The sequence below is a fragment of the Streptomyces sp. NPDC057474 genome (genome assembly GCF_042802555.1).
Lineage (GTDB): Bacteria > Actinomycetota > Actinomycetes > Streptomycetales > Streptomycetaceae > Streptomyces.
In genome coordinates, this window is the sequence record NZ_JBHVDX010000004.1 from 24,186 (window position 1) to 44,995 (window position 20,810).

Annotated in this window: 18 protein-coding genes and 2 pseudogenes; 8 read left to right on the top strand and 12 right to left on the bottom strand. The window is 71.0% G+C overall.

Features of this window, described 5'->3' with window-relative positions; translation table 11 throughout:
- Window positions 1–34 precede the first annotated feature (34 nt).
- On the bottom strand, window positions 35–1,012 hold the full coding sequence (locus ACFU53_RS01710; RefSeq protein ID WP_383984829.1) for a polysaccharide lyase family 1 protein: 978 nt from the start codon (window positions 1,010–1,012) through the stop codon (window positions 35–37).
- Between the two features lie 443 nt (window positions 1,013–1,455).
- On the opposite strand from ACFU53_RS01710, the gene ACFU53_RS01715 reads away from it, so the two are divergent.
- Together ACFU53_RS01715 and ACFU53_RS01720 are read left to right on the top strand one after the other, a co-directional pair.
- Complete coding sequence (locus ACFU53_RS01715) at window positions 1,456–2,781, top strand: PHB depolymerase family esterase (RefSeq protein WP_383984832.1); 1,326 nt, start codon at window positions 1,456–1,458, stop codon at window positions 2,779–2,781.
- A 273-nt stretch (window positions 2,782–3,054) separates the two neighbouring features.
- On the top strand, window positions 3,055–4,335 hold the full coding sequence (locus ACFU53_RS01720; RefSeq protein ID WP_383985048.1) for an SGNH/GDSL hydrolase family protein: 1,281 nt from the start codon (window positions 3,055–3,057) through the stop codon (window positions 4,333–4,335).
- Here ACFU53_RS01720 and ACFU53_RS01725 read toward each other — a convergent pair.
- A pseudogene (locus tag ACFU53_RS01725) lies at window positions 4,271–4,857 on the bottom strand (solute carrier family 23 protein); the annotation flags it as partial. The gene ACFU53_RS01720 and the pseudogene ACFU53_RS01725 overlap by 65 nt on opposite strands.
- Before the next feature lie 70 nt (window positions 4,858–4,927).
- Entirely contained in the window at window positions 4,928–6,343 is a 1,416-nt protein-coding gene (locus ACFU53_RS01730; RefSeq protein ID WP_383984835.1) for an FAD-dependent oxidoreductase, read from the bottom strand.
- A 172-nt stretch (window positions 6,344–6,515) separates the two neighbouring features.
- On the opposite strand from ACFU53_RS01730, the gene ACFU53_RS01735 reads away from it, so the two are divergent.
- Window positions 6,516–7,046: a DUF6214 family protein gene (locus tag ACFU53_RS01735; RefSeq protein WP_383984838.1), complete on the top strand. Its 531-nt coding sequence runs from the start codon at window positions 6,516–6,518 to the stop codon at window positions 7,044–7,046.
- 27 nt (window positions 7,047–7,073) lie between these two features.
- Here ACFU53_RS01735 and ACFU53_RS01740 read toward each other — a convergent pair whose 3' ends face one another.
- Complete coding sequence (locus ACFU53_RS01740) at window positions 7,074–7,739, bottom strand: DUF305 domain-containing protein (RefSeq protein ID WP_383984840.1); 666 nt, start codon at window positions 7,737–7,739, stop codon at window positions 7,074–7,076.
- Window positions 7,740–7,933: 194 nt separating this feature from the next.
- Here ACFU53_RS01740 and ACFU53_RS01745 point away from each other — a divergent pair, with 194 nt between their 5' ends.
- Window positions 7,934–9,439, top strand: coding sequence for an LVIVD repeat-containing protein (locus ACFU53_RS01745; RefSeq protein ID WP_383984843.1), 1,506 nt, complete (start codon window positions 7,934–7,936; stop codon window positions 9,437–9,439).
- Between the two features lie 314 nt (window positions 9,440–9,753).
- Here ACFU53_RS01745 and ACFU53_RS01750 read toward each other — a convergent pair.
- The 4 genes and pseudogenes from ACFU53_RS01750 to ACFU53_RS01765 all read right to left on the bottom strand — a co-directional run.
- A pseudogene (locus tag ACFU53_RS01750) lies at window positions 9,754–10,362 on the bottom strand (hydrolase); the annotation flags it as partial.
- A 32-nt stretch (window positions 10,363–10,394) separates the two neighbouring features.
- Window positions 10,395–11,078, bottom strand: coding sequence for a phosphatase PAP2 family protein (locus tag ACFU53_RS01755; RefSeq protein ID WP_383984846.1), 684 nt, complete (start codon window positions 11,076–11,078; stop codon window positions 10,395–10,397).
- A 134-nt stretch (window positions 11,079–11,212) separates the two neighbouring features.
- Complete coding sequence (locus ACFU53_RS01760) at window positions 11,213–12,154, bottom strand: M56 family metallopeptidase (protein ID WP_383984849.1); 942 nt, start codon at window positions 12,152–12,154, stop codon at window positions 11,213–11,215.
- A 161-nt stretch (window positions 12,155–12,315) separates the two neighbouring features.
- Window positions 12,316–12,870, bottom strand: coding sequence for a DUF5134 domain-containing protein (locus tag ACFU53_RS01765; protein WP_383984852.1), 555 nt, complete (start codon window positions 12,868–12,870; stop codon window positions 12,316–12,318).
- Between the two features lie 253 nt (window positions 12,871–13,123).
- On the opposite strand from ACFU53_RS01765, the gene ACFU53_RS01770 reads away from it, so the two are divergent.
- Together ACFU53_RS01770 and ACFU53_RS01775 are read left to right on the top strand one after the other, a co-directional pair.
- The gene (locus ACFU53_RS01770; protein ID WP_383984855.1) at window positions 13,124–14,698 is read left to right on the top strand and encodes an FUSC family protein; all 1,575 of its coding nucleotides are present in this window, start codon (window positions 13,124–13,126) and stop codon (window positions 14,696–14,698) included.
- Window positions 14,695–15,240, top strand: coding sequence for a MarR family winged helix-turn-helix transcriptional regulator (locus ACFU53_RS01775; RefSeq protein WP_383984858.1), 546 nt, complete (start codon window positions 14,695–14,697; stop codon window positions 15,238–15,240). Before ACFU53_RS01770 ends, ACFU53_RS01775 begins: the two co-directional genes overlap by 4 nt.
- Here the strand turns inward: ACFU53_RS01775 and ACFU53_RS01780 are convergent.
- The 3 genes from ACFU53_RS01780 to ACFU53_RS01790 form a co-directional block, all read right to left on the bottom strand.
- A complete protein-coding gene (locus ACFU53_RS01780) occupies window positions 15,237–16,259 on the bottom strand; it encodes an aldo/keto reductase (protein ID WP_383984861.1) in 1,023 nt (340 codons plus the stop codon). The two genes, ACFU53_RS01775 and ACFU53_RS01780, sit on opposite strands and share 4 nt — an antisense overlap.
- 80 nt (window positions 16,260–16,339) lie before the next feature.
- The gene (locus tag ACFU53_RS01785; RefSeq protein ID WP_383984864.1) at window positions 16,340–17,104 is read right to left on the bottom strand and encodes a VOC family protein; all 765 of its coding nucleotides are present in this window, start codon (window positions 17,102–17,104) and stop codon (window positions 16,340–16,342) included.
- 112 nt (window positions 17,105–17,216) lie between these two features.
- Window positions 17,217–17,609 carry a VOC family protein gene (locus ACFU53_RS01790; RefSeq protein ID WP_383984867.1) on the bottom strand — a complete coding sequence of 131 codons (393 nt, stop codon included), beginning with the start codon at window positions 17,607–17,609 and terminating at the stop codon, window positions 17,217–17,219.
- 147 nt (window positions 17,610–17,756) lie between these two features.
- Here ACFU53_RS01790 and ACFU53_RS01795 point away from each other — a divergent pair, with 147 nt between their 5' ends.
- The gene (locus ACFU53_RS01795; RefSeq protein WP_383984870.1) at window positions 17,757–18,296 is read left to right on the top strand and encodes a GNAT family N-acetyltransferase; all 540 of its coding nucleotides are present in this window, start codon (window positions 17,757–17,759) and stop codon (window positions 18,294–18,296) included.
- Window positions 18,297–18,299: 3 nt separating this feature from the next.
- Here ACFU53_RS01795 and ACFU53_RS01800 read toward each other — a convergent pair whose 3' ends face one another.
- Window positions 18,300–18,983: a glycerophosphodiester phosphodiesterase gene (locus ACFU53_RS01800; protein ID WP_383984873.1), complete on the bottom strand. Its 684-nt coding sequence runs from the start codon at window positions 18,981–18,983 to the stop codon at window positions 18,300–18,302.
- Window positions 18,984–19,396: 413 nt separating this feature from the next.
- Between ACFU53_RS01800 and ACFU53_RS01805 the strand changes: the two genes are divergently transcribed.
- A complete protein-coding gene (locus ACFU53_RS01805; RefSeq protein ID WP_383984876.1) occupies window positions 19,397–20,794 on the top strand; it encodes a DUF6421 family protein in 1,398 nt (465 codons plus the stop codon).
- Window positions 20,795–20,810: the final 16 nt, after the last annotated feature.

Sequence of the window (20,810 nt, forward strand, 5' to 3'; positions counted from 1 at the left end):
CGATTCCTTCTGTTGTCCGAGCGGATGGGGGGTGTCAGAGCTTTCCGGCGCCCGCGCCCGACGTCACCGAGGCGACGACGGAGGAGGCGGACTCGGCGGTGTAGCCGTACGGCGGGGTGGTGAAGCTCCCCGGCCGGGAGATCTCGGTGGCGGCCCCACCGAGGTCGTTGCCGCGCAGGTTCGCGTAGCCGTCCACGTCACTGCTGCGGTTCGTGGTGACCGCGACTCCCGTGTTGCGGAAGACGTTGTGCTCCACGAGCATCTGGGCGCCCATGCGGGAGTGGCAGGCGGTCTCGGCGCCGTCCACGTAGTTGTTGTAGAAGTGCCCGGTGCCGAAGCGCAGGCTGGGGATGCGCGAGTAGATGTTGCTGAAGTGGTTGTGGTGGTACGTCACCTTCAGGTGACCGGTGTCCTCCGAGGCGTTGTTGTCGCTGTGACCGACGAGCGAGCCCTTGAAGTGCTCCTTGAAGGTGTTCCAGGACACCGTCACGTTGTCCGAGCCGTGGTTGATGTCCAGCAGGCCGTCGTAATAGTCCTTGTCGTGTGTGCGGTCCGCCGAGAAGGAGTTGTGGTCGATCCACACCTTCGTGGACTCCTGGATGGTGATCCCGTCGGCGGGCGCGACCGGCTTGCTGATGTTCAGGTTGCGGACGACGACGTTGGTCTCCTCCTTGATCCGCAGGCCGCCGCCGGTGAACCCGGACGACGAACCCACGCCGAGCACCGTCGTGTTGGAGCCGATGTCCACCTGGCCGCTCAGCGAGATCAGGCCGCTCACGCGGACGACCTTGGCGGCGTTGCCGGTGACGGCGCTCTGGAAGGCGGCGAGCGTCGAGACCGTGACCGGGGTGGCGCCGCCGCCGCCGGTGGTCCCGGCGCCGTAACCGATCGGCGAGGTCTCCGCGGCTCCCGCGGAGTGCGGCACGGCGAGGACGGCGGCTGTCGCCAGGGCGGCGGCCGCGGCCACCAGGGCTGATCTTTGCGTCTGTGTACGTGGGGGGACGGTACGCATGCGGGTGCGTCCCTTCAGGGAGAGCCAGCCAGTCCATGTATGTGAATTTAGTTCATTGTTGTGATCGACACGCGCGAGCGGAAAGGGTGTGGCGTGGACCTCGGTGGTGCAGGTGGAGCGGTTTACCAAAGGTTGGCGGGCCCCGGCATGAGTGGCCCTCGGTGAGGAGTGGCCGCAGCTGGTTCACACTGCTGAACGGAACGTAGGGGGCAAGCGCTTTCTAGTCAACGCTTTGCGCAAAAGACATTGGGGCGGGCCTGGTGGGGGCGGCAGGAGTGCGCTCGGCGGGTGCGCCGATCGGTCGCGGCGGGCCGGTGCGAGCGAATTCTTTCGATGTGTGGGAGCGCTTCCATGGCAACCATGCCCATGTCACGATGCTCCTCCTGCTGACCGGAACCGACTTCTCTCCTTCCGACCAATTCGTCACAGGAAGGCACAACGACGTGACCCTCACCCCCCACGACCGTGCGCGCGGACCGCTGCGCTCGCTGCTTGTCGCGTTGCTGGGAGCGTTGGTGCCGTTGCTCGCGGCCACGCTCCTCACCGCACCCACGGCCACCGCGGCGGACGCGCGGGCCGAGGCCGCTCCGAGGGCGGCGCTCACCGAGATCACGGGCTTCGGCACGAACCCCAGCAACCTGCAGATGTACCTGTACGTGCCGGACAGCGTCACCGCGAACCCGGCGATCGTGGTGGCCGTGCACTACTGCACCGGCTCGGGACCGGCGATGCACAACGGCACCGAGTACGCCTCGCTGGCCGACCGCTACGGATTCATCGTCGTGTACCCGTCGGTCACCCGAAGCAGCAAGTGCTTCGACGTCGCCTCGCCGCAGGCGCTGACCCGCGGCGGGGGCAGCGACCCCGTGGGCATCAAGTCCATGGTCGACTGGACCGTCCGCACCTACGGCGCCGACACCGACCGCATCTTCGCCACCGGCATCTCCTCCGGCGCGATGATGACCAACGTCCTCCTCGGCGACTACCCCGACGTGTTCGCCGCCGGTGCCGCCTTCGCGGGCGTGCCCTTCGCCTGCTTCGCCACCACCAACGGCTCCGAGTGGAACAGCGACTGCGCGAACGGCACCATCACCCGCACCCCGCAGGCCTGGGGCGACCTCGTCCGCGGCGCCTACCCCGGCTACTCCGGGCCCCGGCCCCGCATGCAGCTGTGGCACGGCACCGCGGACGACGTGCTGCGCTATCCGAACTTCGACGAGGAGATCAAGCAGTGGACCGATGTGCACGGTGTCGGCCAGACACCGGCCGCCACCGACTCGCCCCAGTCCGGCTGGACCCGCACCCGCTACGGCGGCACCGGTGACCGCGCCCCCGTCGAGGCCGTCAGCCTCCAGGGCACGGGCCACAACCTCTACGCCTGGGGCATGGCCGAGCGCGTCCTCACCTTCTTCGGTCTCAACAGCTCAGGTCCCGCGCCCCAGCCCCCGGCCGGCCCCTGCAAGGTGACCGTCACCACCAATGCCTGGAGCACCGGCCTGACCGCCTCGGTGACCCTCACCAACACCGGTACGACGGCGGTCAACGGCTGGAAGCTGGGCTTCACCCTGCCCTCCGGACAGGCCGTCACCAACGGCTGGGGCGCCACGTACAGCCCGGCGAGCGGCGCCGTGACCGCGACCAACGCCACGTACAACGCCGCGATCGCACCCGGCGCGAGCGTCAGCATCGGCTACCAGGCCACCCACACCGGCAACAGCGCCGCACCCTCGGCGTACTCGCTCAACGGGACGGCGTGCACGAGCGGTTGACGCGTCGTGCGGGCTGTCCGACGGGCCTTCCGCCCGGCCCGGCCTCCGGTCCGGGCCGGCCCCGGGTTCTCACCCGGCCCGACCGCTTCATCCGGCCTCCCGTCCGGACCGGTCCTCCGGGCGTGCGCCGACGAGGCGCGCGCCCGGACCTCGTTCGTCTCGCCCGACCTCCGGAGAAAGGCACCGCCCTTGCACCCGCTCAGCAGCCCACGGCCCGCCAAGCCCGCGAGCAGAGCCCCGCTCGCGACCGTACTTGCCACCTGCGTTCTAGCCCTGGCCCTCGTGGTGGCATCGTCCGCCGTGGTCGCCCTGGTCGGGAGCCCGCAGCGCACGGACGGGGCCGGCACCGGTGACGCGGAATCGTCCGCCCGGCACTGGGTGAACACCTGGTCCGCGATGCCGCAGCTCACCGAGCCGGGCAACATGCCACCGGCACCGTTCACCGGGGACCGGGCCGTACTGGTCGACACCACCCTGCGGCAGACCGTACGCGTCACCACCGGCGGCGAGCGCGTCCGGCTGCGCTTCTCCAACGCCTTCGGCGGCAGCACGCTGCCGCTGACCGCCGTGACGGTGGCCCTTCCGCTGGGCGGGCAGGCCGGGGTCGGGGCGATCGAACCCGGCACCTCCCGGACGGTGACCTTCAGCGGCCGGGAGTCCACGACCGTGCCGGTCGGCGCCCAAGTGGTCTCGGACCCCCTGGACTTCACGCTGAAGCCGGGCGCCAACCTGACCGTGACGGCGTACCTGGCGGAGGGTCAGGCGTCCCTCGCCCTCACCTCGCACCCCGGCTCCCGCACCACCTCGTACCTCCGGCACGGCGACCACACCGAGGACGCGGACCTCCCCGGCGCGACCCCGACCAACCACTGGTACCTGCTCAGTGATGTCGAGGTGCTGTCCCGGCCCGCCACGACCGCGGTCGCCGTCCTCGGCGACTCGCTCACCGACGGCCGGGGCTCCACGACCAATCGCAACAACCGCTGGCCCGACCAGCTCTTCGACCGCCTCCGGCAGCAGCCCGGCACCCGGCACATCGCCGTGGTGAACCAGGCGGCCGGCGGCAACCGCGTCCTCAACGACGGCCTCGGCCCGGGCGCCCTCGCCCGCCTGGACCGCGACATCCTGGCCCACAGCGCCGTCGAGCAACTGATCGTCTTCGAGGGGGTCAACGACCTCGGCACCGCCGAAGCCACCCCCGTCGCCCAGCAGCGCGTCACCGCCGACCTCATCGCCGCCTACGAGCAGATCATCGTCCGCGCCCACGCCCAGGGCATCCGCGTCCACGGCGCGACCCTGCTGCCCTTCGGCGGCAACACCCCGTACGACGACACCGCCGGACACCGCGAGGCGGCACGGCAGGCCGTCAACACCTGGATCCGCACCAGCGGCCGTTTCGACGCCGTCCTCGACTTCGACCGCGCGGTCCGTGACCCGGCCGACCCGAGCCGACTCCTCCCCACCCTCCACGACGGCGACTGGCTGCACCTCAACCCTGAGGGCTACCGGATCCTGGCCGAAGCGGTGCCGCCGCGCTTGCTCCAGCGGAGGTGAGCGGATCAGTTGATTTCGTCGAACTCGCCCTCGTCGGAAGGTGGTTGAACAGCAGGTTCAGCACGATCGCCGTCAGGCAGCCCGCGCTGATACCGCTGTTCATCACCGTCCGGAACCAGTCCGGGAACTCCGCGTAGACCGTCGGCACCCCGGCCGGCAGCAGGCTCACGGCCACCGAGACGGCCACGACGGTCAGGTTGTCGTTGCCTTGAACTCGACCCGGGTGAGCGTGCGCAGGCCGCTCGCGGCGACCGTACCGAACATCACGAGTCCCGCGCCGTCGAGCACCGGCGCGGGGATCGCCGCGACCACCGCGCCCAGCTTGGGCAGCAGGCCGAGCAGCACGAGGATCCCGCCCGCCGCCGCGACGACCCAGCGGCTGCGCCTCCGGGGCATGCCGACCAGGCCGACGTTCTGCGCGTGCGCTGTGTACGGGAAGGTGTTGAAGACTCCGCCGAGGACCGTGGAGAAACCGTCGGCCCGGAGTCCGTCGGCGAGGGAACGGGGTTCCACCTCGCGGCCGTCCACGGGGTGGGTGGGGGTGCTGGATGCCATGGGCGAGACCATAGGGGATTCGAACAGTTTGTTGATTTCAGGGGTGTTGTCTGTGTGGGCTCGGGTGCGGGTCGGTGGGGGCTGATCGCGCAGTTGCCCGCGCCCCTCGAGGGGCGGCGCCCCGGTGAGCGGCGGTTGTCAGGGACTCCCAGTCCGGGAGTTTGACCACGCCCCTGCCCAGGGAGGCGCCCAGCTCCGCCTCGGCCCGTTCGATCGCCTGCCAGCCCGGCCACTCGATCGGTGTGCAGCCGTGTGTTCTCAACGCTGTCATCGGGTCGTCCGGCACGCTTCTGATCGCCAGCTCCGGGGCGTCCTGCAGCAGTGACGTCGCCGTTTCCTTGGCGCACGGGCGGTTGCTGCCGATCACCCCGGTCGGGCCGCGCTTGATCCAGCCGGCCACGTACTCGCCCGGGGACGGGACGCCTTCTCGGAGTACGCGTCCGGCGGCGTGCGGGACCGTGCCGTGGGCCGGGTCGAAGGGGAGGCCGTCGAGGGGGACGCCTCGATAGCCGACCGAGCGGAGTACGAGTTGGGCCTCGATCTCCTCGTACCGGCCGGTGCCGGTCAGGCCGCCGTGGCCGTCGGGTTCCGTGCGCTCCAGGCGTACGCCGCAGACGCGGTCGCCGTCGGCGAGGAGTTCGACGGGGCGGAGGTAGAAGCGCAGCCGGATGTGGTGGCGGCCGGTCGGGGCGGGTGCGGTGGCCCAGCCGCGCAGGACCTCGACGTTGCGGCGCTGGGCGGCGAGGAGGGACGACGGGTCGACGTAGGCCGGGTCGAGTTCCAACTCTGCGGGGTTGACAGTCACTTGGGTGTCCGGGAGGGTGCTCAGCTCGCGCAGCTCCTTGGTGGTGAAGCGGGCCTGCGAGGGGCCCCGGCGGCCCACCATGTGGACGCGGGTGACCTCACTGGCGGCGAGCGAGGTGAGGGCGGCCTGGGGCATGTCGGTGGGGCTCAGCTCGGTCGCGCCGCGCGCGAGCATGCGGGTGACGTCCACCGCGACGTTGCCGACGCCGATGACCACCGCGGCCCGAGCCCCGAGGACGAAGCCGTCCGCCCTCGCGTCCGGGTGCGCGCTGTACCAGGAGACGAACTCGGTCGCCGACCAGCTGCCGCGCAGCTCCTCGCCCGGGATGCCGAGCCGTCTGTCGCCGGCGGCGCCCACGCAGTACACGACCGCGTGGTACAGCTCCCTCAGCCGGGCGGCCGGCACCCCGTCCGGGCCGACCGGGACGCCGCCGAGGAACCGCACCCGCTCGTGCTCCAGCACGGCGCGCAGAGTGTTCTGCAGCGACTTGATCTTCTCGTGGTCCGGCGCCACCCCGTAACGCACCAGGCCGTACGGGCACGGCAATCGGTCCAGCACGTCGACCAGCACTTCCGGGTCCTGCTGGACGAGGCACTGGGCGGTGTAGCACCCGCTGGGCCCCGAACCGACGACGGCGACACGCAGCACGGCGGAACTCCTTACGCGAGGAGATCGCTCATGTCTCAAGGATCGCACCGCGGGGCCCGCCGGGGGAGGGGCGCGGAGGCGGGGGAGGTGGTGCTGCGCCGTCGGGGTGCCGTGCGCCCCCGGTATGCGTGGCTTTGCGCAGTGAATGTGATGATGCGCTTACGTTGCGTATGTGCTGGAAGCATCCTTTCTCAATCTTTCTGATCGCCACTGGCAGGACGGCGCGGTGACCGTGCGGCCCGCGTGGGAAGTGCAGGAGCACGACGGCGCCACGGCCTGGTTCAACGCCCGGCTGGCCTTCCCGGACGGTGCCGCGGTCGAGGTGCTCGCCGTGGTCTGCGAGGGCCGGCTGTCCCTGGAGGACGTAAGCGCCCAGCCGCCGCTGTCCCTGGACGACCTGGCCGAGCTCGCCGACTGGATCGAGGACCCGCTGTTCGAGGCGTGCGGCACCACGCCGGAGTCGCTCGACGAGGAGCTGCCGGAATTCCCGTACGGACCCGGGCGCCGGGCCAGGCCCGCGTGGCCGCGCGGTGTGGAGGGGCGGCGGCTGGTGGCCGAGGAGTACCTCGCGGCGCAGCGGTCCGGCTACGACCCGGTCCTCGCCGTGATGTGCGCGACCGGGCACAGCCGCCGCAAGTCGCTCCGGCTGATCGCCGGGGCGCGCGACGAGGGACTGCTCGGCCCCCGCCACGCCCGGCGCTGAGCCCGGAGGCCGGGGGAGGCCGGTCGGCTACTCCGTCAGGTCGCGCATCCGGCTGATCTCCGTCGTCTGCTGGGCGATCACGTCGTCGGCCATCTCCTCGATCAGGATGTTGTTGCCCTGTGCCTTCACATCCGTGGCCATGGTGATCGCCCCCTCGTGATGGGTGATCATCAGTTTCAGGAAGAGCTGGTCGAACTTCTCCCCGTCGAGCGTGCCGAGTTCCTTCAGCTGGGCCTCGGTCGCCATGCCGGGCATCGTGTCGTGGTCGTGCGAAGCGTCCCGCTCGTCACCGTCGTTGACCTTCAGCCAGCCTTCCATGGCCTCGATCTCGGGCTTCTGGGCGGCCGAGATGCGCTCGGCGATCCGCTTGACCTGAGTCGACTTCGCGCGGTCGGGGGCCAGTTCGGTCATCTCCAGGGCCTGGGTGTGATGCTGGATCATCAAGCGCGCATAGTCGAAGTCCGCGGAATTCGGAGAGTCGTCCTCCGCTCGCTGCTTCTCGACTTCTTCCGGCGAGAGGGTTTGAGCGGCCTCACCGGGTTTTCCGGGGGCGATCACCGCGGGGCCGCTCGACTTGGCGGAACCGCTGTCGGGGTCCGTGTCCGACCCCGAGTCGCAGCCCGCGAGTGCCAGCAGAGCGGCCGTCAGCGAGGCCGTGACCAGCGGCGCGCGGGATGTGCGGCGAACGAGCACAGTGACCTCCTGGGACACAGCAACAGGCGTACACCTCGTGAGTGTTGACGAACGTTCCTAACATGCTTTCGCGAGCCGGTGATCAAATTTGTTCGTTACAAGTACATTGCTGTCTGTTGATCTGTGCATGATGAAGACGATACTTCGGAGGTGCCTGAACCGTTCAACTGCGAACGGCCATACGGGAGGACACAGTGACCCTGTTGAACAACCTGCGGACACGGCGCAGACGTCTGGGAGTCGCCGCCGCTGCGGCCGGACTGCTGGCCGCGCTGCTCACCGCCGGACCGGCGGCCGCGACCCCCGACCCCGGGGACTCGCCCGCCGCGCGGGAAAAGGTCTCCAAGAGTGACGCCGCCGAGGCGCGGGCGGCGATAGCCGCCGGCGAGATACCCGGCCAGGACGAGATCGTCCACTCCGCCAACATCCAGCATCTGGCCAACATCCCGAAGGAGGCGCTGCCGGGCACCAACTCGGACCTCGCCTTCCAGGGCAAGTACGCCTACGCCGGCAACTACGACGGCTTCCGCGTCTTAGACATCAGCAACCCGAAGGCCCCGAAGACGGTCGCCCAGGTCCTCTGCCCGGGCTCGCAGAACGACATCTCCGTCTCGGGCGACCTGCTGTTCCTGTCCACCGACTCCTCGCGCAGCGACAACTCCTGCAACAGCACCACGCAGCCCGCGACCGAGAAGTCGTCGTGGGAGGGCATCAAGATCTTCGACATCAGCGACAAGGCGCACCCGAAGTACGTCGCCGCCGTCGAGACCTCCTGCGGCTCGCACACCCACACGCTGGTGCCCGACGGCAAGAACGTCTACGTCTACGTCTCCTCGTACTCGCCGAGCGCCGCGTTCCCCGACTGCCAGCCTCCGCACGACGGCATCTCGGTCATCAAGGTGTCCCGCAAGCACCCGGAGCGGGCGAAGGTGGTGGGCTTCCCGGTCCTGTTCCCCGGTGAGGGCGCGGACGGTGGCGGCAACCCGGGGTCGCCCACGAACCCCGGTGTCTCCAAGACCACCGGCTGCCACGACATCACGGTGCTGCCGTCGAAGGACCTGGCCGCCGGCGCGTGCATGGGTGACGGCATCCTGTTCTCCATCAAGAACCCGAAGAAGCCGAAGGTCATCGACCGGGTCCAGGACAACGTGAACTTCGCGTTCTGGCACTCGGCCACCTTCAACCAGGAGGCCGACAAGGTCGTCTTCACCGACGAGCTGGGCGGCGGCGGCGCGGCCACCTGCAACGCGGCGATCGGCCCGAACCGCGGTGCCGACGGCATCTACGAGATCGTCGGCAAGGGCGACAAGCGCAAACTCGTCTTCAAGAGCTACTACAAGATCCCCCGCCACCAGGCGGACACCGAGAACTGCGTCGCCCACAACGGCTCGCTGATCCCGGTCAAGGGCAAGGACATCATGGTTCAGGCCTGGTACCAGGGCGGCGTCTCCGTCTGGGACTTCACCAACTCCTCGAAGCCCGAGGAGATCGCCTACTTCGAGCGCGGTCCGATCTCCACCGACACCCTCGTCGGCGGCGGCTCGTGGTCGGCGTACTACTACAACGGCTACATCTACTCGAACGACCTGGTGAAGGGCTTCGACGTCCTGAAGATCGACGACCGGCGGACGGATCCGGCCAAGTGGGTCCACCTGCGCGAGCTCAACGTGCAGACGCAGCCGGACTACTTCGACCGGTAGAAGAACCGCGACGGGATCCTTGTCACCCGTCCCGCCGGGCCCCTCGGGGACCGGCGGGACACCGGGCTCCCGGACTCTTCATTGACCGGGGCGCCGAGCGAGGACATCCTGTAACTCCCACGTCGACCGACTGTCGGCGAACTATACTCAGCGCTTCCGGGTGGCGACCCTACGTGCTCCCACCCGGCCGTTGTTCGTCCCGGGCCGCACGGGGGACGGTCCGGGACGGACGTCCAGCGGTGACGAACAGCCGGTCGGTGAACGGGACTCGGACATCCGGCCCGGCTCATGGGACAGCGGCTGACGGCATCTCGGTCCACCAGATCCAGCACCGGCCGCAGCCCGTCCGGTCGCTCGGCGGCGGGCAGATGGTCGACGAGGTGCACCTGCACCCCAGTGCCGCCGTCGGCCCGCCGACGGCGGGAACGCGGGGTGGCCGTCGGGGTGGTGAGCAACATCGGCTGGGATCCGCGACCGGTGTTCCGCGCGCACGGCCTGGACCCGTACGTCGGCGCGTACATGCTGTCGTACGAGCACGGCATCCAGAAGGGGCGGCGAGGACTTCGACGGCGTCCGGGTAGGGGCTCCACGCCGACGGCGTCATAGGGCGGTCGTACAGCGCGTGGAGGGCGGGGTCGGGGAGCGCCACCCGGCGGGAGAGGCCCGTGCAGGCGGCCCGGTGCTGCTCGGCGCTCCGGTCCCGCGCCGCCCACAGTTCACCCGGCCCGCCCGTCGGCGGCTCCGCCTGGAACGCCCCGCCCGGCAGCGCGCCCGCCCGCTCCAGGGCCTCGGCCGCCCGGACCCATGCCGACGACTCGGGCAGGTCGAGACCGGCGTCCTCAGGGTCGCGTGGAGCCACGACTCGTCGGACTCCACGCGGAAGAGGTTCCGGAGAAGTCGACCAGCACCCCGTTGATCGTCATGCCGTCGATCCTTGGTGCCGGCCCGCACCCGGTCAAGTGCCCTTCGGGCCGTACCACTTCTCGTACGTCAGCACCGCCAGCGCGATCGTCAGGCCGCCCAGCAGCCAGCCGCCCAGCACGTCCGACACCCAGTGCACGCCCAGCCAGATCCGGGTCAGACCGACGCCCACGACGGAGACGGTGGCCACCGCCAGCGCCGTCCGTACGAGGACGCGGCCGGCGCCGTACAGGTGCAGGAGCCACACCAGCAGACCGAGGACGACCGTGGCCGTCATGGCGTGGCCCGACGGATACGCGGCGTAGTGGGCGGAGTCGACGGGGTCGGGCCACGCGGGCCGCTCCCGGCCGACGGCCGCCTTCAGGCCCTGCTGCATCGCCGTACCCACCGCGCAGGTGACCGCCAGCCAGAGGGCGAGCCACCATTCCCTGTGGCGCCACATCAGCCAGATCGCGGCGGCCGCCGCCAGCAGACGCATCGTCACCGGGTCCCAGACCCAGTCCGTCAGGACGCGGAACGCGTGGGTGATGCCCGGTTCGCCGACGGCCCATCTGTGCGTGGTGTTCGCGATGCTCTCGTCCAGCGACATGAGCGGCCCCCAGGAGAGCGCGACCAGGACGAGCAGCAGGACGGAGGGCGCCGCGAAGGCCGCGGCGACGCGGGTGGTGCGGGTGGTCGACGGCCGGTGGGGCGGCGCGTCGACGGGGGGCGTGTGCATACAGCGATCCTTGCCGACTCCCGGGGCCTCAGGCCAACGCCGGGGCGTGAGATCACTGTCACGCGCCGCGACCGGAGCAAAGCGGTCGCGTCGCGCGTTGTCCTTGGTCTGCCCTTTATCCCCTCTTTGCCAGGTCACGACCTACCGAGTGCCCGAAAAGCCGGGACGAAAGCCACGAACACCGGCACGACCGGCGCCAGGGCGGCGCAGGCGGTCAGTCGCAGGCGTCGCGCCGGAGTGAGGCGTTCCGGGGGAGCGAGCAACCGGTGGACCCGCTGCGGCACATGGTCCTCAGGGGTCGGGCAGGGCCCGAACACGCCCCGGTCCTCGTTGAGGCCGACGAGCGCGAGGGCGGTGGTGAGGCGGCCGTGACGGCGGGAGGCCGTGTCGTCGGCGGCGAGTTCGACGAGGCGGTGCATCTCGTCGCGGAACGCGGCGAACACCGGCACCCGGGGAAATCCTCCCGCGAGCGCCGCCGAACAGTGCAGCAGCCAGTGGTGCCGCGCCCGCGCGTGCCCCTGCTCATGGGCCACCACCGCGTCCACCTGCCGCCCCTTCAGTCGGCGCAACGCGGCCGTGGTGATGACCAGTCGGGGTGTGGGACCGGGCAGCCACCAGGCGTCCGGCCGCTCGCCCTCCACCACCACCAGCCGCTCGCCGCCCGGCTCCTCGCCGGGCAACAGCGGGGCGCGCAGGAGGAGTTCGGCGTGGCGTCGATGCTGCTGCCGCCGGGCCCGGACGACCTCGCGGACCAGCATCGCCCCGGTCCACAGACCGCCGCACGCGAGCGCCACGGCGGTGGCCACGGCCCAGGAGCCCCCGCTGCCCAGCGCGTACGCCTCCACGACCTCGTCCGGCGCGGGCGCGAACACCCGCCCGCGCACCGTCGTCCAGGCGGCGGCCGCGCTCAGCGCCATCGACAGCGCGCAGCACAGCAGTACGGCCGCCACCACGCACTGCCACACCCACAGGGCGACCACCGGTTCACGGTCCGGCCAGTCGGCGCGGGCCAGCAGTCGCGGGGCGACAACGGCGGTCAGGGCGCCGAGCAGCAACAACGCCGCGGGGACCATCATGAGGCGCAGCCTATGAGCGGGCCGGGGCACGGCGACACGGGCCGAGCCACCGAAGTGACGCAGGCCACGATCACGTACGACCCGCGGCCGGACGAACCACTTCCGTTCGGTCTATGGGCCGGTACCACCCGCTGCCGGGCCGACCCCGCCGTCCGTGCCGCTCAGACCGTCATCAGCATGGCGAACATCCCGATGCCCATGGACAGCCGGCAGGCCCGTGCCAGCTCCGGCCGGTCGCCCCAGCCGGTCGCCCCGGAGACCGGAACCCGCGCCCCCGCCGCGGCCGGTACGGGCAGGAGCCGGACGCCCGCCCACAGCACGTAGCCGGCGAAGTACACCAGTAGCACCCCGGTGACCAGGGGCAGGCCCGCGCCGCCGTGGCCGCCGCCCGGCGAGGCAACCATCACCGCGGCCATGTAGACCATCGCCAGCGCGCCCACCAGGTGATGCAGATGGTGCGGGCTCGTGCGGGCCGACCACAGCGCGCGCACCGCCGCCGCGCCGAACACGGCCGCGTAGGTGAGCCAGGCCCAGCGCGGCGGCGCCACGGCCGCGGCGGGTACGGCCATCGCGGCCATGCCGAACCCCATCAGCGCCTCGCCGCCCGCGGCCAGGCGCTGCTCCTCGACGGCGCTGCGCATCCGCAGCAGGCAGTAGCCCCCGGTCACCGCGCACAGCGCGACCAGCAGCCAGCCGGGCGAAACCGGTCCGTGCACCGCGCACCTCCCCGTTCGACGACGTCGGTCAGTGCTGAGAGCGAGGTCGGACAGTCGGTCAGGGCATGCCCGGGCCCGGTGGCGCGCATACGAGCGCAAGGGTGTACGCGGGGGAGCGCGCGGGGGTGCGGCACGGAGACGAGTGCCACAGCCGGCAGTATATTTTACGAGTAAAACACAAGCTAAGGTTATGGGTATGTGCAGCGTCAGACCTCCCCGTGCCCGCCGGCTTCCCCTCTCCGGTGTCCTCCGGATGAACCGCCCCTCCGAGATCTGGTTCAAGCCCGCACTCAGCGTGGTCGTCACCACCGCCCCGCCGAACCTGACGCTGCTGGCCCTCGACCGCCTCGACCTGGCGATGTACACGATGGCCGGGTCGCTGTGCGCCCTCTACGCCCACAACCGCCCGTACGCGGCCCGCGCCCGGACCCTCGCCCGGGTGGTGCTCGGCATGATCGGCGGACTCGCGGTCGCCCTGGTCGCCGCCTCGCTCACCACGAACGCGGTGGTGCTGGTCACCGTGGGCGCGCTCCTGGCCGCCGCGCAGAAGGCGCTCTGCGACGCGAGCCGGATCGGGCCGCCCGCCAACGTCATCTTCACCTTCGTCACCTCGGCGGCCCTCTTCCTGCCCCAGACCCTCGCCCAGGTCCCCGGCCACCTCGCCGCGTCCGCCGTCGCGGGCGCCTGGGCCTGGATCGTCTGCATGGCTCCCGGCCTGCTGCGCCCGCACGGGCCGGAGCGCCGCGCCACCGCCCAGGCCCTGAACGCGGTGGCCACCCATGTCGAGGCGCCCGAGCGGCCGGGGTCCCGCGCGGCCGCCGCGACCGCCGTGCACACCGCCCGGCAGACGCTGCTCGCAGCCGGTGCCCGCACCGAGCCCCGGCGCGCCCTCGAAGCGCTCCTGGTCCGCGCCGACGTCGCACTCGCCGCGCCCGCCGACGCCGTGCCCGGCCGACTGCGCGCCCGGGCACGGGAACTGCGCGGTGCCGGGCCCCTCCCGCAAGGCGCCGCCCCCGCGGAGGCGGCCGACCAGCTGCTCGACGTGGAGTGCGAACTCGTGGGAGGGCGGGCCCCGTTGTGGAGCAGGCTCGGCCCGCTCACCCCCATCGCCGTACGCACCGCGGTCGGCTGCGCCCTCGCCGGGTACGCCTCCCTCGCGATCGGCGTCGGCCGCCCCTACTGGGCCCTCGTCACCGCCGCCTCGCTCTACCAGGCGAATGTCACCCTCACCTGGAGCCGGGGCGTCCAGCGCGTCGTCGGCAACCTCGCCGGTGTGCTGGCCTTCGCCGCACTGGTCCCGCTCGCCCACCTCGGCCCGGTGGCACTCGTCCTGTGCTGCCTCGCCCTCAGCTTCGGCGCCGAGGCCCTGATCAGCCGCAACTACTGGCTCGGCACCATCTGTGTCACCCCGATGGCCCTGCTCGTCACCGAGTTCGTCCGCTACGGAGACCCCGGCGAGCTGATCACGGACCGGCTGCTGGACACCCTCGTCGGCGTCCTGGTCGGCTTCCTCGCGGCGGTCGCCGTCACCAACCGACGGGCCGGAGACCGCGTCGCCCACGCCCTCGCCGCGGTGGAGCGCGCCCGCGCACACACGGTCCGCACGGCCGCCGACCCGAACGCCATGCCCGGCGCACTGCCCGCCGCCCGCCGCACCCTCGCCGCGGCCCTCGTCGAACTGCGCGCCGTCACCGACGCCGCGAGCGGCGAATGGTGGCAACGCGCCTGGCCGTCGGAGCGGGTGACACACGCCGAGCAGGCCGGACACCGTACGCTCGCGGCGACGGTACGGCACGGGTTCCAGGCATCGGAGGGCGCACGGGCATGACGGCAGGCAACGGGCGGGCAGCGGGGAGCGGCGCGGCTCTGGGGGACACGGTCGCCAAGGTGGTGCGCCAGTGGCAGACGGTGCACCCCGGTATCGACACCGCGCCGATGGAGATCATCGGCCGCGTCAACCGCTGCGCAGCCCTCCTCCAACAGGCCGAGGACGCGCCACTGCGCCGCGCCGGGCTCACCCGCCCCGAGTTCGACGTCCTCGGCACCCTGCGCCGCACCGGTCATGAACTGACCCCCAGCGAGATCGCCCGCGAGACCTTCGCCTCCGGCGCCGCCGTCACCAAACGCCTCAAGCTGCTGACCGAGCGCGAACTGGTCGAGCGACGCGGCGACGATCGCGACCGCCGCGTCGCCCACGTCCGCCTCACCGACGCCGGCCGCGATCTCGTGGACAGCGTCATGCCGGAGCAACTGGCCTACGAAGAGGCCGTACTGTCCGGCGTCGACGCCGACGACCGCAGCGAACTCGCCGTACTGCTGGGCGAGTTGCTGATCCAGCTGGAGGGCCGCCTGGGCCTGCCGCGCGCCTAGCGGGCCGTCGCGCGCGGGTTGTCGATGTCGGCCCAGCGGGGGCCGTACACGTTCTGGCGGATGACGGGCTCGCGCAGGAAGTCGTGCGGGAAGCCCAGCGAGGGCGCGCTCACCTCGTCGAGCCGGGCGATCGCGTCCGCGTCGAGGCGGACGTCGACGCTCGCCAGGTTGTCCGCGAGCTGGCGCTCGCCGGTGGCGCCGACGATCGGTACGACGTTGCCGGGGCGGCCGAGCAGCCAGGCGAGGGCCACCTGCGCCGGGCGCCGGCCGCCCTGCTCGGCGATCTCCAGCACGGCGTCGACCACGGCGTCCTGCCGAGGATCGGGAGCGGCCCCGCCCTCGCCGAGCCGTCCCGACTCACCCCGCCGGTACTTGCCGGTCAGCTTCCCGGCCGCCAGCGGTCCCCACGCGAACACGGCCATGTCGAACCCCCGTGCCTGCGGCAGCAGTTCACGCTCCGGGGTGCGCTCCAGCAGGTTGTAGCGCAGCTGCGAGCCCGCGAACGCGGTCCAACCCCGAAGCTCCGCAAGGGTGTTGGCCTGCGCGATCTCCCACGCCGGCCAGTCCGACACCCCGACGTAGAGCACCTTCCCGGACCGTACGAGATCGTCGAGGGCCCGCATCACCTCGTCGACCGGTGTGAAGTCGTCCCGCGCGTGCACCCACAGCACGTCGAGCCGGTCGGTGCGCAGCCGCTCCAGGCTCGCCTCCACCGACCGCACCAGGCTCTTGCGGTGGTTGCCCGCCGAGTTCACGTCGTCCGGGCTCGTCGCGCAGGTGTACTTGCTGGCCAGTACGAAGCGGTCGCGGCGGCCTTCGAGGAGCTTGCCGACGATGGTCTCCGAGGCGCCCTCGGAGTAGTTGTTCGCCGTGTCGACGAAGTTCCCGCCCGCGTCCGCGTAGGCGTCCAGCAGCGGCCTGCTCGCGTCGAGATCCACGGCTCCCCAGCCGAACGTCATGGCCCCGAAGGCCAGTTCACTCACACGCAGACCGGTCCTGCCGAACAATGTGTAACGCACGATGCATCCCCTCCGAGCGGTTCGTGGGTACGACGCTAGGAGTTGGAGAGCGCTTCAACGCAAACGCGGGCCGGTCGGCGTCAGCCCTCCGCGCCCGCCAAGTACACGCCGAACATGGCCCCTTGGGAGTCCCGCAGCACCGCGATGCGTGGTCCGTCCGGCACCGTGGTGGGCTCCATGAGGATCGTGCCGCCCGCCTCGGCGGCGATCCGGGCCGTGTCGTCGACATCCTCCACGGCGAAGTACGGCAGCCAGTGCGAGGGCACCTCGGGCGGGAACTTGTCGTCCATCGTGATCATGCCGCCGAAGTCGGCGCCGTCGAGGTTCCACTGCGTGTACTGCCCGCCGGCGCTCACACTCCAGCCGAAGACCGTCGTGTAGAAGGCTTTCGCCTGCTCCGGCGCGCGGGTCAGCAGCTCGACCCAGCCGAGCGAGCCGGGCGCGTTGAACAGCCCGGCGCCGGGGAAGGACCGCGCCTGCCACAGCTGGAAGGCCGCGCCGCCCGGGTCGAGCGCCACCGCGAACCGCCCGATGTCGAAGACGTCCATGGGCTCCAGCACGACGGTCCCGCCGGCGTCCCGTACCGCTCGCACCGCCGCGTCCGCGTCGCTCACCGCGAACGACACGCTCCAGGCCACCGGCTGCGACTCCTGGTACAGCGGTGTGAGCGCGGCGACCGCCGCGTCGCCGAGGTGCGCGATGCTGTAGCCGCCGGCCTCCTGGCGCGGATCGGTCTCCGGACGCCAGCCGAACAGCTCGGTGTAGAACCGTTTGGCGGCTTCCAGGTCGCTGGTCCCCAGCTCGGTCCAGCAGGGCCCGCCGGTCACCGGCTCGTCGAGCTTCATGGCGTTCCTTCCGGAAGGGGATCGGGAGGGGAGCGGGAGGCAATCGGGGAGGGGAATCCCCTTCCAGCACGCTATGCCCGCGCCCCGGCCCCGGCCACCGGGGTGCGACGCGTCAGATCCCCGGCCGGTAGCGCAGCGGATGGTCCGCCGGGATCTCCACCAGCACGATCTCCGTGCCGTCCGGGTCGGCGATCCACATCTCGATCAGCCCCCACGGCTCCTTCACCGGCGGCCGCCGCACCTCCACCCCGGCCGCCAGCAGCTCCTCGTACGCCGCCGCCACGTCCGCCACCTGCAGCCACAGCTTCAGCGCGGGCGACGGCGGGGTCTCCGAGCGGCCCGCGACCTCCAGGAAACCGCCGCCGAGGAAGTACACGACACCCCGGTGGTCGCCCGTACCGAACTCCCGGTAGACGGGAAGTCCGAGCTGCTCGCCGTAGAAGGTGCGGGAACGCTCGGGGTCGGTGGGGCGGAGAAGGGTGCGGCTGCTCAGTACGTGGATCATGTGGTCGAGGGTAGGCGCTGGGGTGCCGTGTATTCGGGTGCGGGTGAGTGGGGCTTCTCGACCGGTTCCCCACGCCCCTTTTCGGGGCGCGGTTGCGGTTACCCTCTTGCGTGTTCGAGCCGCGCAGATATCCGTCAGGAGCAGCCCATGGACACCGCCGCCACCGGCCTGACCTTTCGCGATGCCGCCGACGGCGACGTGGACGCCCTCGTCGCGTTGATCGAGTCGGCGTATCGCGGGGACTCCAGCCGGGTCGGGTGGACCACGGAGGCGGACATTCTCGAAGGGCAGCGCATTGACCCGGAGGGCGTCCTGGAGGTCATCAAGTCGCCCGACAGCCGGCTGCTCACCGTCGAGCGCGACGGCGCGGTCGTCGCCTGCTGCCAGCTCGAACACCGCGGTGACCACGCCTACTTCGGGATGTTCGCGGTGAGCCCGGCCCTCCAGGGCGGCGGCCTCGGCAAGGTGATCATCGCCGAGGCCGAGCGGATCGTGCGCGAGGCCTGGGGCGCCAAGGAGATGCACATGACCGTGATCTCCGTACGGAACGACCTCATCGCCTGGTACGAGCGGCGTGGTTACCGCCGTACGGGACGGACGACCCCGTTCCCGTACGGCGACGAGCGCTTCGGCATCCCGCAGCGCGAGGACCTGCGGTTCGAACTGCTGGTCAAGGAACTCGTGTAGGGGTCAGGCCGTGAAGCGGCCCGTGCGTTTGATGTCCGGGTAGTCGGTTGTCGCGCCGTCCAGCTGGAGTGCGCGGACCAGGCGCAGGTGGTCCTGGGTGTTGACCACCCAGCCGATGATCCTCAGGTTCGCCTTGCGGGCCTTCTCGACGACCTCCAGCGTCAGCCGCCGGATGTTCAGCACGAGGGTGGCGGCGCCCACCGCCACCGCCCGGTCCACGATGTCGGGGCCGTAGCGGCTGGCGACCAGCGCGGTGCGTACACCGGGCACGAGCCGGGCTGTCTCGGCGACCGCCTCGTCGTGGAAGGACAGCACCTCGACCCGTCCCACCAGGTCGCGCCGGTGCATGACCTCGGCGAGGGCGCGGGCCGCCGCCGTGTTCTTGATCTCGGCCTGGATCGGCGCCCGTACCGCGTCCAGGACCTCCTCGAAGGTGGGGACACGCTCGCCGCGGCCCGCGTCCAGGGCGCGCAGTTCGGCGAGGGTCTTGTCGGCGATCGGGCCCGTGCCGTCCGTCGTCCGGTCCACGTCCGCGTCGTGCATGACGACGAGCGCGCCGTCCTTGCTCAGATGCAGATCGAGTTCGATGACGTCGAGGCCCGCGCGATCGGCGGCTACGAAGGAACGAAGGGTGTTCTCGGGTTCGACACCCATGACTCCGCGGTGACCGATGGTGACGAAGTTCAAGGTTGACTCGCTTCCGTCGACGGCGGCTCGGCCCGCGTGACCGGGGGAGGGGCGGCACGCGGCTGGGGCGCAGCGTAGTCCTCCCGCCGTGCGATGCATCCATATGTGCACGAGCCCTTTCGAGCCGTGGCACGCCGTGTCACGTCGGAGAACAGGACCGTTTCCGCGCCTGCCCCGTACCGATCGGGTCATCCCTGAGTGGGCGAGTCCGGCGCGCGTTGACCCGGCGATCTCCGCGCGGAGAGCGCGGCGCATGAATTGTGATCCATGACGCGTGTGGCAGGAGATTCAGCGGTTAGGTAGAGGGAGTGGCGGGAGGATTTCCGGCCGGATCGCTCATGATCGGTCTTGCGGTGGGGAACCTCCGCTACATACGGTGTCCTTACGAAAGGTTCTCCCGTGGAGGATGGGTCATGACGGAAATTCTTGTGCAAGTGGGTGCGGAGGGCGTCGTTCCTTCGGTCGATAGGGTGGTGGAGCACCCGGCCTGGCCCGTGCTCAAGGATGCCGTGGAGCGGATCCGGCCATGGCAGTCCAAGGATGGCTCGATCGACTTCGACGCCGAGCACGCCCCCGATCCGGCCGACGCCGAGCTGGCCGTACAGGGCGTCATCGGGGCCGTCGAGGCGCTGTCACCGCTGCTGCCGCACGACGCCGCCTATCACGAGGCGCTCGTCAAGGACCTGCGTCGCTGGGCCGACGACGGCTTCGAGGTGCCCGACTTCCTTGACTCGCTGCTGGCGTTCCAGCCCGCCGCGAGCCGCGCGGACGGCCTCCAGCATCTGGTCGTGTTCCCGATGTACACGCAGAACGGCAACCCCGACCGCAACCTCGAAGCGGTCGTGCTGCGCATGGTCTGGCCGCAGTGGCTGGCCGAGCTGGAGCGCACCCGGTACGACAACCCGCTGTTCTGCGGCATCACCTTCGAGGACTTCACGTCCGGCTATGACACCAACTCGGCCGTCCTCTTCCCGGAGACCATCGCGGTGCGCGAGGCACCCGCCCGCTTCTCCTGGGGCGGCATCTTCTGCGACCGCGAGGCCGCCCGCTTCCGCCGTGTCACCGAGGCCGCCGTCGACATCCTCGGCCTCGAGCTGCCCGAGGACGTCGCCGCGATGGTCCACGACCAGAAGCGCTGCGAGGAGGCCTTCGTCCTGTGGGACATGGTCCACGACCGCACCCACAGCCACGGCGACCTGCCCTTCGACCCCTTCATGATCAAGCAGCGCCAGCCGTTCTGGATGTACGGCCTCGAAGAGCTGCGCTGCGACCTCACCGCCTTCAAGGAGGCCGTGAAACTGGAGGACGACGGCGTCCCGCAGGCCCGTGACGTGCAGTACGCGGTCCTCTTCGACCGCATGTTCCGCTTCCCGGTCACCGGCGAGCGGGTCCGCAACTACGACGGCCTGGGCGGCCAGCTCCTCTTCGCCTACCTGCACAAGCACGACGTCGTCCGCTGGACCGACAACAAGCTGCACATCGACTGGCGGCGCGCCCCGCAGGTCACCAACCAGCTCTGCGCCGACATCGAGCAGCTCTACCGCGACGGCATCGACCGCCCTAAGCTCGTCCACTGGTTCGCCGGGTGCGAGCTGGTCGCCGACTACCTCGCTCCGCACCCCGGCTCCCGCTGGGCCAAGGGCCCGGACGCCCTGGATCTGACGCAACCGCCGCGGAAACTCGTCGACGACGTGCTTCCGGACGAGTTTCCGCTCAGCATGTTCTATGAGGCGCTCGCCAAGAAGCTGAAGACCGTGATCGCCTCCACCAAGGGCATCACCGCGGCGAACGCCGAGCGGGCCGCCGCGTGAGCGCCAGATTCGCAGA

Bases quoted from the DNA above. Each gene is read 5' to 3' on its own strand.
- ACFU53_RS01760 (WP_383984849.1), bottom strand. From the start codon at position 12,154: ATGATGGTCCCCGCGGCGTTGTTGCTGCTCGGCGCCCTGACCGCCGTT.
- ACFU53_RS01775 (WP_383984858.1), top strand. From the start codon at position 14,695: ATGACGGCAGGCAACGGGCGGGCAGCGGGGAGCGGCGCGGCTCTGGGG.
- ACFU53_RS01805 (WP_383984876.1), top strand. From the start codon at position 19,397: ATGACGGAAATTCTTGTGCAAGTGGGTGCGGAGGGCGTCGTTCCTTCG.
- ACFU53_RS01770 (WP_383984855.1), top strand. From the start codon at position 13,124: ATGAACCGCCCCTCCGAGATCTGGTTCAAGCCCGCACTCAGCGTGGTC.
- ACFU53_RS01790 (WP_383984867.1), bottom strand. From the start codon at position 17,609: ATGATCCACGTACTGAGCAGCCGCACCCTTCTCCGCCCCACCGACCCC.
- ACFU53_RS01795 (WP_383984870.1), top strand. From the start codon at position 17,757: ATGGACACCGCCGCCACCGGCCTGACCTTTCGCGATGCCGCCGACGGC.
- ACFU53_RS01755 (WP_383984846.1), bottom strand. From the start codon at position 11,078: ATGCACACGCCCCCCGTCGACGCGCCGCCCCACCGGCCGTCGACCACC.
- ACFU53_RS01710 (WP_383984829.1), bottom strand. From the start codon at position 1,012: ATGCGTACCGTCCCCCCACGTACACAGACGCAAAGATCAGCCCTGGTG.
- ACFU53_RS01785 (WP_383984864.1), bottom strand. From the start codon at position 17,104: ATGAAGCTCGACGAGCCGGTGACCGGCGGGCCCTGCTGGACCGAGCTG.